Source organism: Bacteroides sp. 3_1_13 (genome assembly GCF_001185845.1).
Taxonomy (GTDB): domain Bacteria; phylum Bacteroidota; class Bacteroidia; order Bacteroidales; family Bacteroidaceae; genus Bacteroides; species Bacteroides xylanisolvens.
On sequence record NZ_KQ236955.1, the window covers coordinates 216,966 to 229,283 of the forward strand.

Consider the following 12,318-nt stretch of genomic DNA (forward strand, 5'->3'; position numbering starts at 1 on the left):
TCTTTTAAATTAGAATGTCAGGATAGCACGGGCATTGCCACTATTTGTCACTGGCCACCAGTCGTCTTCGATGCCTCCATAGTCGTTCGTTTCTACACCGAAACAGACAAAACCTGCCCAACGCCCCTTACTTTTCTTGTCAGTAGCGGTGCTATACCAATGACGTCTTTCATTACCACCCACAGGAAACAGTTCGCCCACCCCGGCATTTGCCAGAACTTGCAATGAATTCCGAACAACCAAAGATTCCGTCAACTGCCCGCCACTTGCTGTGGCGTATGCTTTTGCAAGCGCATCATATTGCTTGACAGCTCCCCAATACCAACCGCTTGTATTGGCAGGCGCTTTCGTTATCTCATCTTTCTGATAGTTTACGATAATTTCCGCAATAGGATAATCAGACAAGGTTTGTTGTTTTAACAATTCTGTTTTCAGAAAACCTTGAATATCATTCATATCTCCTTTCAATCCTTCGGGAATAACCACATCTGCCGATTTTCTAGGTTTCAGATTAGCGTCATTAGTTCCGTCTCTGAAATCATAAGCCGCTACCACCCAACCATTAATCGTCTCTAAATCAGCCAAGGCTGTCCCGGGATAGTTCTCCGGAGAGTCCAAAGCCGCCGCACCGTTGCTATGCGCCACTGCAAATACCACACCGATACACGGGTTATCAGCATCTGCCACATAATTGGACGAAGTTGTACCATCCTTATAGAAGAAATCACCCACTTTCACTTTACCCTGCTGCGCAATCACAGTCATATCCGCAACATCCCAATCGGCTACATCAATATCATAAGTAATATTAAAGTCAATTTCCGGTTCGGGAGTTTCCTGCATCATAGCTGCGCTCACTTTCACGTGACGGTTACGTACTATAGGGATAAGATTATCAGGAATGTTCACAGTCTGTTCCGGTATTGCTTCTATACCGGTAGTGAAAGTCAAGCTCACACTACCCAGTTTCTGTGTTTCACTGTTAGCGAATGTATAAAATGACAGTAATGTACGTTCTGCCATTACTTCCGGTTTGAAATCCGTCACATGATGTTCCTGTTGCACCGGAGTACCTGCCACCATTCCGGTAGCTACATTGAAAGTAGTAGCTACGGGGAAGATTGTTTTCAGTTCTTTCAGCAAATTAAATTCACGCTGGTTTTCCTCGCGGATACTGATTTTTGAGAATGGGCGTGCCAGGGAAATCTCCATAGCAAGTCCTTCGCCATCGTTCTTTTGCATCTCACCGCTATAGAAGAAAGCATCACAAGCGTCGTTATTAACAAGCTCCAAAGGATTCTTCATGCTCACGGCAGTCAAATCGGACGTATCAAAATATTTATCCGCATAACGGGTAGTTTTAGCGTTGCCGCCCGCATCTAGCTGAGAGGCATTTGCGTCAATATAATCTGCCCAAATCAAACAGTTGTACGTTCCCGCTTCCATTTCAAAAGCGAAAGAAAGCTTTCCCGCCAATGCATCCGGGGTTGTCGCTATCTCTTCACGATAAGCCAACTGGTTGTTCTCCTTACGATAGATTTCAAGAATACAACGCAATTTATGTGAGCTTGCATCCACACGTGTCTCAGACATCTTTTCCGGAAACAAAGCAGACAAGCGGACTTCATTCGCGTCAATGCCAGTAGAAATTTTATCGTCATCTTCGCTACAAGCTGTTAATAGTCCCAGACTGCAAAAAAGAAATATATTAAAGAAAATATTTTTCATATATTCATCGATTTAATTAAATACTATATTTAGAATGTCAGAATAGCACGGGCATTGCCACTATTTGTTACTGGCCACCAGTCGTCTTCGATGCCTCCATAATCTTTCGTTTCTACACCAAAACAGACAAAACCTGCCCAAAGCCCTTTACCTCTCTTGTCAGTAGCGGTGCTATACCAATGACGTCTTTCGTTGCCACCTACAGGAAAAAGTTCCCCTATTCCGGCATTTTCCAAAAGCAACAACGACTCACGAACTGGCAAAGATTCTGTCATCTGACCCTCTTTAGATACTGTCGCATACACTTTTGCGAGCATCTCATATTGTTTGACAGCTCCCCAATACCAACCGCTGGTAGTAGCAGGCGCTTTCGTCTTCTCATCATTTTGATAGTTTACAATCATTTCTGCGATAGGATAATCAGACAAGGTCTGTTGCTTAAGCAGTTCTGTTTTCAAGAACCCCTGAATATCATCCATATCTCCTTTCAATTCTTCAGGAATCACCACACCTTCTTTTCTAGGTTTCAGATTATTCTTGGTATTATCATCTCTAAGGTCATAAGCAGCCACAACCCAACCTTTAATCTCTTTCAAACCAGCCCCGGGATAATTCTCCGGAGTGTCCGCAGAAGCTACACCGCCATCATTTGCCACGGCAAATACCACTCCGATACAAGGATTGCTTCCGCTTGCCTTATAAGAAGAAGACCAGCTACCGTCTGCATAGAAGAAATCACCAACTTGTGGAAGCTCTGACGGTTCCGGCTCTTCGGGAACAAAAGTTCCGTCACCTATCAATTCTCCTTTCACATTGAGTTGCTGGTTCCGCGTCAACGCAACAGCACCTGCAGGAATTTCACGGTTCAGAACAGTACTACCTAATGAAAACTGGAACGAAATGGTTTCCATTTCCAACTTTGCGTCAGAAGGAATGAACACGTAGTTGGAAAACAACACCCGTCCGGCATTATCCTTATCAATATCCTTCTTTATAAAGTTCAATGACTGCATAGAACTCAACGGTTCACCAGTCGCCACATTAAAGCCTGAGGGTACCTGATACGAAGCTCTTAATTTAGTTAATAAAGAGAATTGTTCCGCATCATCTTCCTTAAATACCAACTTTGCCAAGGGACGGGTCAACGTCACAGTCTGTGCGACAGCTTCCGACTTTTTCTCCAAGTCTATCCGGGCAAAGAAAGCGTCGCATGCATCTGTATCAAACAGATTGGCGCCGTTGACATCTTTAATTGTTACCGATTTCAGGTTCTCCGTATTATAAAAAGTATCGGCATAACGTGTATAAATCAATCCGTCTTCCGTAGTAATCTGCTCTTCCGCAGCATCAGCAGTTATAAAGTCTGTCCAAATCAGACAAGTATAATCGCCGGCTTGCAACTTGAAGTCGATTGAGGGGGTAGCACCACCCTCAATCGCTTGTTCCTCACGATGTTTCAGCATCGGTTCATCATCAGCAGTCCACACTTCCAGGATACAACGCATCTTATAAGACGCGGGAACCGTAATTGCCGCACGCGTGGAAGCTACCGATGACGGTAACTTCAAGGAAAAGTTCACCCGACTGTCCCCGTTCAAGGTTTCCACACTTTCCTCTTGCGTACACGCAACGAAAAGCGTCATAAACAAAGCTACTAATATATAAACTATTTTCTTCATTTCTTTCTGAAATTTCTATTAAACAAAAAGTTTACCTTATCTCAACGCACGGGTCACTTGCAGTGGCTTGTCTCCTATTTCCTGCGTCTGTGCCGTACCACGCACTTTATCATAAAGCACGGAAGATTTCTCCTGCATACGCTGGTAAGGCGCACCGCCTAACACCGGAGAGCGGTCGCTATTGTCGAATACCGTGCCCGTCACCGTATTCGCAATAGAAATGGCTGCGGGTTTATCCGCACTCAATTCAGCTTCGATTGTCCAGTCGCCCACTGTAAATGTATCGTCTACCCGCCAAATATTTTCCACGTTGCCGTTTTCACTCACCTGGATAATGGTAAGAATCTTGTTTTGTGCCACCGGGCCGAATTCCGCCGTCAGATGCCACTGTTTGTCAGCCGCTTTTGCCGGTTCACCGCCCGGGAACCACTTGTTGGTAGTCGTAATCTTAGGTGTCTCGTCGCTGAATATCTGCGCTACGGAAGTAAATCCTACCGTCTCATTCACCGTAGTCACTTTGTTTCCCGCTACGTGGAATTCCACCGGACTATGCAGCAACCACTGCCAGGTGGCAGGTTCGGTAGCACCTAAATCATCATAGATAACCACCTTATTGGGACGAAGCATAAAAATCTGACGTTTATAGTTGTTCAGCGGATTATCGCCGAAACCATACTGCTGTGTCTGCGACAGACCCGCTCCGGCAAAACTGTTTATCCAATACGTATTTTCCGTCGTTCCGCAATATGCCTGCGAAGCATCTCCCATAAAATAAGCCAGATTATCTCCGTTCAGCGCACGCTCAATATTGCCATAAGCTCTTGTGGTGAAAGGCTGACCGACACCGTTCACCATCACCGTGTTGTGCCCGCGGGTATTGCGATATTGCAGAATGGCATGAGCATCATTATAAACCTGATAATAACCGGCATTCATATATACGTATTCTCCTTTATAAAGAAGTCGGAAGCTGTTCTGATCCGAGTGCGTATGATTGCCCGAACCATAAGGACTGGAACGGAAAGCAAGAGACATATTGCTGCTGCGTTCGTTCATATCCGAGAAAGCCACTCCTTCACCACTATCCTTATACCATACAAAGTTCTCCAATCCCGGATCTTCATGACCACCAACATTATAAGGGGCATCTCCCTGAGAGATACGATACAGGCGCAAGTCATAATTGCGATATAAATTGTGCATACTCTCCGACGCGATACTCGACCGTTGACATTCCTGCACATACCAGATAGCATTGGGGTCGTTAAGTTCACGAGCCAGGAAATCGGCAAAACCGATTCTGGAACGGGCCGGTCTGTCCTCTCTGTTGAAATCACCGAAAGAAGTATTCTGACTGTCCGGCAACCAGGAATAAACCAGCGCTCTTCCCGCATTCTGGAACCAAGGATGTTGCAAGAAGTCCGCTCCTGTGAGATGAGACAACAGCATAGTCATATAATATAAGGTATACTGATTGGTTTGGAAGTATCCCGCGCCGTTGAACCAGGAACCGTCACGATTGAAACCGTTGGATGGCGCACGTGAAGTCCAGAGTTCATAGAAGTATTGCAAAATAGTCATTGCTTCCGGATTCTTCTGGCAAAGCACAAACGTTCCCTGCACCATTCCACGCAATGTAGCCTGCCAAGTGTGTTCGTCAAAGAACCAGTTCTCCATACGTCCTCTGAAATGATTGTAATAATAAGTGGCGATTTTCATTATCTCCGTCTCAATTTTTGCCATTTCATCGGCAGTCAGGTCATTCTGACATGCATCATAGACGGTACTCAGAATAGTTACGATTTCAGCAGCGGCGAAGTCATTAGTGCGCCAAGTGTCATCAGCCAACGTTTCACCCAACATTCTGCGCACATAGTCCAGCATCTTATCATAATACTTTGTGTCACCAGTCAGCAAATACGCCGTATAAAGATAGTCGAATATGTATTCACTCAATGTAGCGCTCTGAAGATACAAACCTTTAGCGGCATCAATACCTTGTTCGGTACAAGCCCTATCGGCTCTGGAAATCATGTCGCTATATTCCACATGTTCTTTTATCTTCGCTTTCGCAGTCTCGATACCAGCAGCCAAGTGACAGTGAATACGGGGATATCCCACAGGAATGTTTTGCCGGAGCACCGAAAAGTCCGGAGTAACGAACACCGGTTCCTTACCGGTCACCGTAAAGGAGTATACCTTACTCCAACCCGCAGTCCTTCCATCCTGAGCCACTGTACGGAAGCGCCAGTGCCACTGCCCTACCGCCATCTCTTGATGGATGTTAAATACATTCCAGTTCAGCTTTCCCGAACGGTAGGTGCCCTGTTCGGGAAAAGAGGCATCTTGCGACAGTTCGAACTCTAAAAATTCATTCTCTTTTCTTGCGGCCCGCGGCACCAACAGAGGTGCCGGATTAATATAAAGTTCATGTTCCTCACGCGGATAGGGTTTATCCCGTTGGTCGGGATGCACCACTTCCGGCGCCTCTTCTTGGGCATAATCCTCGAAAAAGATTTCCTGATCGTCGCTACACCCTGTTGCCATAAAGAACAACAAGGCAAACATTATTCTTGAAAAGATTTTTGTATCCATATTTTCTTAATTATACTTGTTGTTACCAATCGGGATTCTGTACCAAATTCTCATTCATATACAATTCCTCTTGTGGGAAAGGGAACAGATACATCTTATCATCCCACTGATTCTGTCTCACCAATACTTTTGAATACGTAAAGTTTGTATCGGTTCCTGTTATTCTGACGCCATAGATATTCTTTACGACTTCACCCGTCTTCCAACGGCGGATATCCCAAAAACGATGGTCTTCGAAAGCCAGCTCAATGCGTCGTTCGTTGCGCAATTTCTCCAAGAAAGCATTACCGGTTTCCTCCACATGTTTCATATCCGCGCAATCCCGAACCAGGTTCAAAGCTTCACGAGCCGAATAAGGATAGTCGGTTGGTTTCGTGTCCTCTCCTACCCAATGGTACATCGCTTCGGCATAATTCAGCAGAATTTCAGCATAGCGGAACAAAGGGAAATGATGTTCCTTACCGAGCGGACTCACCGGATTCAGGCTGACTTGTGCATTCATGTGCTTACGCAGATAGTAACCCGTTTTTGTTGCACCTTCCATACCGGTATGCAGACCACCGACATTTGTTTCTACCCTTTGCTTCAGCCACGTAGCACCATTATACAGCACATTCAGGTAAAGGCGTGGGTCACGAGTCGGGTTGCCCAGTTCATCCACGTACATATTACGTACATGCTCTGCATTATCCCAATCAAACGGAGTACCGTTTTTCATTTCAAAAGCATCCACCAAGTTTTGTGTCGGTGTATTTCCTCCCTTCGAGCCTTCATATCCCATCGGTTCATTGCGTGCCTCAAAAGTGCTTGTACGTGCTCCGTCGCGACGTTCGAAAATCAACTGGGGCGAATTGAACAGATTGTTATCACCCATATACAACGGGTCACTGCCTACTTTAGGCAAGCTATATTTATTCATTGCAATCACAGCCGCCGCGGCTTTCGCTGCCTTTTCCCATTTTGCAGGATCGCCGCTTGGGTTATGAAGCCGACTGGCTGCATAAAGCAACGCTCTGGACTTCAAAGCAAGTACGGCTCCCTTCGTCGCACGACCGGTATCACCCCGGTAATCTCTATGATCCACCGGCAATCCATTATCCGCAATAATCTGGTCGCACTCCGTAACGATAAAGTCAACCACCGCATCAAAAGAAGAAGGTTCCACAAAATTGATTTCTTCCGGTTCATAAGTCCGGAGCAGCAACGGAATGTTCCCATAACGCTTGGCAAGCTCAAAGATGTAGAAAGCCCGCAGGAAACGCACCTCATAAGGAAATAAGGTAGCTTTGGCCATTATCTCTTCATAGTCATCATTATACTCAAACTTATTCAGTACCTCGATATCGAAATTCTCCAGGAAAGAGTTAGCGCTTCGGATAGCGTCAAAATAATCCCAGCCGGTATCAATCGTCTTAATGGGACTCCATACATTATTACCGATATCGTAAATCGTATTCTGCTCCCAGCTATAGATAGAATTGTCCGTAGCCGACTCCATCATCGCACCATTGTTGCGATCCAAATCTGTCGGCAGAAAGCCGTAAACGTAAGCTACTAGTTTTTCCAGATTATCATAGTAGGAATAAGCCGTCTCTTTCGTATCGCCATTGGTTTCGTCAAAATCCAGACTACATCCTGCCACTAAAAGAGAAGCACACATTATCGCTATATATGTTTTTATTTTCATCGTACTTTCTTTTTAAAAGTTTATATTCAATCCCAAAGAAATGCTCATCGTATCGAAATAACCCAATGAAAGGTTCTCACAATTCAGATAATCAATATGGTCTAAAGAGAATAAATCCTGTGCACGCACATAGACCTGAAGTTTGTCCATGTGCAGCTTTTCTGACCATTTCTGTGGGAAATTATAATAGACATTCAGGTTACGCAATTTAAAGAACGAACCGTTTTCCAGCCATTGGGTACTGTTGCGATAATTGTTCGCATTGTCCAATGTAGACAGGCGGGGAAGATTGGCAATGTCCTTTGTACTCTCCGTCCAGCGGATTCTGTCTTTCAGATACCAAGTGGAAATATTGTTATTGTTACGAAGCGGACGATAGACATGCGGAGTAGTCAGCATCGTGCTGATACCGCCGACTCCCTGGAAAGTTGCGTCTACTCCGAATCCCTTGTATTCAAATCCCAGATTCAAGCCGTACACCATTTCGGGCACTGTAGTCGACTTACCAATCGCCACTTCGTCATAAGCGTCGATCCGACCATCGTTGTTCTGGTCTTTATATTTCAAGTCACCCGGACGTACCGTAGAAAACGTCTGAACAGGACTCTTACGAATATCCTCCTCATCGCGGAAGTAGCCGACAGCTTCAAGACCGAATGCCTGTCCTACCTTGTGCCCTTTCGCATACAGATAGTCATAAGGCTGATAACCTTCACCGTTTTCCAGCACTTTGCTGTCCATGAAAGAAACATTACCATTGACATAGTAACGGAAATCACGGATTTTATCATTCCAGCCAAGGCTCAGTTCCAGTCCCTTGCTTTCCACTTTACCCACATTTTGCTGCGGAACGTCGATACCAATCATTCCTGATACTTTTTTGTTCGAAACTAAAATATTAGAACGCTTGTCATAGTACATATCAGCAGTGAAACTCAGTTTCTTGAACAACTGCACATCCAGCCCGATATTGTATTTATCCGCTGTTTCCAGCTCCAGTGAACGCATGGGTATTTTCCGTTCCAAATAGCCGGATACTTCAGTGTTACTATCACCGAAGTAATACTTGCGCAAGCTACTCCAATAATGTTTGCCCAAACCGTAAGCAAGATTGTCGATAGCCGAACGTCCATAGGAGAGACGCAGCTTCAGCAAGTCTATAAACGACCGGTCTTTCAGAAAATCTTCATTGGACAACACCCAGGCGGCCGACACTGCCGGATAAAAGCGGAACTTGTCTCCCTTCAGCAGGACGCTGGTGCCATAACGATTGGCTACCACATCTACCATATACTTGTTCCGGAAATTATAACTTGCAATTCCCATCAGAGAATGGCGGTACCATGAGGAATTAACTCCCAACGACTCTTCCATCTCCTGACGATAAAGAGCGGCAACGCTTAACTGGTGATTATTCCATGCACGGTCATATCCCAATTTCACTTCCCAATTACTACGGATAGTTTGTTCCAATACTTTATTAGAGCCACTGCCTATGTTCACTACATATTGAGGATTATCATTATAGACAGTTCCCACTTTACCCGTCTCGTCCGAATATGAAATTACTTCATACGAGTAGGTTTTGGAACCTTCCTGCCAAAAAGTAGCCGTATTGTCATAAGCGATGGCAGCTTCCGCCTTCAAACCTTTCAAAAGCATGGACAAATCCTGTGTGATTCGCATATTCGCTTCCAGTTTTCTCCAGTTAGTCTGATAATATCCCTGATCGGCTATTACAGCCAACGGATTCATATTATGAAGCAAGTTGCTTCCCCATAAACCATTGGAAGTCTTGATTGGAAACGCTGCCGACGGCACCTTGTACAGATTCTCAAAAATAGTACTGATTGTTTCGTCCGGGCGTTTCGACTCATTCAACACCCCTACAATGCCAAACTGCATTTGTGTACAGGAAGTGAGATCTACGTCGATATTCATTCGCAGACGCATATCATAGTTACGAATCTGCGACTTATAACGGTCGGTGTACTCAGTATACTTCTCATTCAGCAAGCCAAAATCGTTTTTATAATCAAAAAGTCCCATATAGCGCAACTTGCTTCCCCCGCCACGCACCAGCAGGTTCAACTGATTGTTTTCGCCCATGCTCCGTGTTCCTTCGTCCACCCAGTTCACATTCGGGAAAATATCCGGAGAGGTTTGTTTTTTGAACGCATTCAAGTCACTCTCGGAATACATGGGGGTCAGTCCGTCATAATACAACGCCTCGTTCATTGCACGGGCATAAGTATAGGCATCCGCCATCTCCGGCTTGTTGACGGGCAAAGTAAAACCATGCTTATAATTAATATCGACATCAAAAGAGTTGTAAGCACCTCTTTTCGTTGTGAGCAAAATGACTCCGTTGGCACCACGTGCACCATACAACGCCGTCGCCGCACCATCTTTCAACACAGACATCGTTTCCACCTCTTCCAGTGTAATCGTGTTCAACGAACGAGGGAAACCGTCGACAATAATCAAAGGGGTTCCGTCGCCTAAACCACCCCGTCCGCGTACGTTCAGTGTCGCTTCAGCATGCCAGCCAACGTTTTGTTTCGCATACAGCCCCGGGAACAATCCGTATAAAGAATTCTGCAAAATCGTAGCAGCCTTGTTCTCAAAGACTTCGGAAGAAACGGTAGAAACCGCCTGTGTCAGATTCGCCCGGTTTTTCTTGATATATCCCAAGTCTATCATCTCCGCATCAAGTCCGTTGTTCCCAAGACTATCTGCTGCATGTTGCTGCCCATTCGCTGTGGTAGACAGCAAAAATGCCATACCGACAATATATAATAATTTATTATTCATTTTTCTTATCTTCTATGTTTAAGAGTTAACCTATCTCCCCATTACCATCCGGGATTTTGAATTAATCCATACTTCTTGTTTATCTCATCCTGTGAGAATGCAATCAGATACCAATGGTCTTTCCAATCATATTTTGCATCAGTTGTCGACCTTTCATAAGTAAAACTACCATCTCCATTCTTTTTGATAGTCAACATCTCCAACGGAGTGGAAAGTAAATCGGCACGTTTCCAACGAATCAAATCGAAGTAGCGCATCTCTTCCGCACCAAATTCAACCACACGTTCGTGCAACAGGATATCTACCAGTTCTTGTCCTTCCACCTCACGGACATCGGGCATCCCGACACGGTTGCGGACTAAATTAATATAATCGTAAGCGTCCCGTCCGAATTCATCTTTCTGCTTGGCAATCCCCAACTGGTTCATTGCTTCCGCAATACTCAAATAGACTTCCGGCATACGAACCAACGGGCATTGGTAAGGCTGGTTCTTCACTTCCTCTCCCTTATCCCTCACAAACTTACGGATACTGTAACCGTATATGGATGATTTATTATATTTTGAGTTTTCCCTGCTTTGCAGTCCGCCTTGATAACATTGCGCCCCACCATTCAGTTTCTGGAATTTATCCTGATTGATTATCAACGTTTCATACAGGCGGGGGTCACGGGTAGGCTTCATGTTCTCATCAAAGAAAGGGTGAGCTTTATGATTCGGATTGTCCCAGTCGAACGGAGTTCCGTCTTTCCACTCAAACATATCCGCATAACTCGAACGTGTGGATATATACCAGTCGTTATGTCCGCGGTCTAAAGATTTCATGCTCATATCATATATAGGATAGCGATGAGACGCCATAATAATCTCTCTGCTACCACGTTTCCAATAGCCATCAACATAATTTTGCCGGGGGTCGTTACCAGTTTTCACAACCTCATGGTAGTTACCATTTTGTTTATTAAGTCTCAGGAATTCAAGACCTGCGTCTAAAGCATTTCTCCAACGTTCCTGGCGGTAATCTCCAAACCATGTTAATTTTTGAGCAGCCGCTTCCCCGTCCATATAAGGCGCATCATTATTAAACAAAGGACTTGCTACAAAAAGACATACACGCAGTTTCAATGCTTTGGCGGCGGCAGCCGTCAGATGTCCGTACTCAGCATCGCTTGCATACCATGGCAAATCAGCAGCAGCCTCATCCAGTAAAGCGACAATCTTACCGACCGTCTCTTCCAGAGTCAGACGAGGGAACAGGAAAGAGTCGTCAGGATTGTAGGCATGGTCTATCCATGGCACTCCCCCATAATGCCTCAGCATCTGTGAATAGTGGTAAGCGATAATGACCTTCATTTCTGCTTTGCGCTGTTTCTTTTCATCTCCGGTCATATCCGGCACACGGTCTACATTTTCCAAGTAAACATACGCTTTCCGGATACCATACAGCGGATTACCAATATTCTGCGTAGTACTATTGGGATAATAGGGAAAACCGATTTCGTAAGATGCCTTAAGGCTACCTGATACATAAGCACTTTCGCGGTTATAACAAATATCTGTCACACCATCCGTATTACCCCAGTTACCACGATAGCCGCGGGATTCCATAGGCAAATAATCCGGCAATGACCTATACGCTTGATTTAAAGCCTGGTCGGCATACTTTTTATTCGAAAAGACGATATTGATATCGACGTCATCACCCGGTGATTTTTCCAGAAAAGCATTACCAAGCTTGAAATCTTCACATCCGGTTGTCATCCCGACCAATAATACCCATAAGAGGGCTCTTATACTTTTGTTCATCTTGATATTC

Annotated in this window: 6 protein-coding genes; all 6 read right to left on the minus strand. The window is 44.9% G+C overall.

Annotated elements, in window-relative coordinates; genetic code table 11:
- Positions 1–9: 9 nt before the first annotated feature.
- Genes HMPREF9009_RS00760 through HMPREF9009_RS00785 form a run of 6 tightly spaced genes read right to left on the minus strand, consistent with a single transcriptional unit; the run spans position 10 to position 12,308 of the window.
- Positions 10–1,728, minus strand: a complete 1,719-nt coding sequence (locus HMPREF9009_RS00760; RefSeq protein WP_049701196.1) for a DUF6562 domain-containing protein — start codon at positions 1,726–1,728, stop codon at positions 10–12.
- Between the two features lie 29 nt (positions 1,729–1,757).
- Positions 1,758–3,407: a DUF6562 domain-containing protein gene (locus HMPREF9009_RS00765; RefSeq protein WP_049701197.1), complete on the minus strand. Its 1,650-nt coding sequence runs from the start codon at positions 3,405–3,407 to the stop codon at positions 1,758–1,760.
- A gap of 36 nt (positions 3,408–3,443) precedes the next feature.
- Positions 3,444–6,002 carry a DUF4962 domain-containing protein gene (locus tag HMPREF9009_RS00770; protein WP_049701198.1) on the minus strand — a complete coding sequence of 853 codons (2,559 nt, stop codon included), beginning with the start codon at positions 6,000–6,002 and terminating at the stop codon, positions 3,444–3,446.
- Between the two features lie 22 nt (positions 6,003–6,024).
- Entirely contained in the window at positions 6,025–7,689 is a 1,665-nt protein-coding gene (locus HMPREF9009_RS00775) for a RagB/SusD family nutrient uptake outer membrane protein (RefSeq protein WP_049701199.1), read from the minus strand.
- 12 nt (positions 7,690–7,701) lie between these two features.
- On the minus strand, positions 7,702–10,503 hold the full coding sequence (locus HMPREF9009_RS00780; RefSeq protein WP_053095296.1) for a SusC/RagA family TonB-linked outer membrane protein: 2,802 nt from the start codon (positions 10,501–10,503) through the stop codon (positions 7,702–7,704).
- A 41-nt stretch (positions 10,504–10,544) separates the two neighbouring features.
- A complete protein-coding gene (locus tag HMPREF9009_RS00785) occupies positions 10,545–12,308 on the minus strand; it encodes a RagB/SusD family nutrient uptake outer membrane protein (protein ID WP_049702192.1) in 1,764 nt (587 codons plus the stop codon).
- Positions 12,309–12,318 lie beyond the last annotated feature (10 nt).

What these genes read in the sequence shown, in the direction of transcription:
- HMPREF9009_RS00760 (WP_049701196.1), bottom strand. Translation starts at nt 1,728, where the DNA reads ATGAAAAATATTTTCTTTAATATATTTCTTTTTTGCAGTCTGGGACTA.
- HMPREF9009_RS00765 (WP_049701197.1), bottom strand. Translation starts at nt 3,407, where the DNA reads ATGAAGAAAATAGTTTATATATTAGTAGCTTTGTTTATGACGCTTTTC.
- HMPREF9009_RS00770 (WP_049701198.1), bottom strand. Translation starts at nt 6,002, where the DNA reads ATGGATACAAAAATCTTTTCAAGAATAATGTTTGCCTTGTTGTTCTTT.
- HMPREF9009_RS00775 (WP_049701199.1), bottom strand. Translation starts at nt 7,689, where the DNA reads ATGAAAATAAAAACATATATAGCGATAATGTGTGCTTCTCTTTTAGTG.
- HMPREF9009_RS00780 (WP_053095296.1), bottom strand. Translation starts at nt 10,503, where the DNA reads ATGAATAATAAATTATTATATATTGTCGGTATGGCATTTTTGCTGTCT.
- HMPREF9009_RS00785 (WP_049702192.1), bottom strand. Translation starts at nt 12,308, where the DNA reads ATGAACAAAAGTATAAGAGCCCTCTTATGGGTATTATTGGTCGGGATG.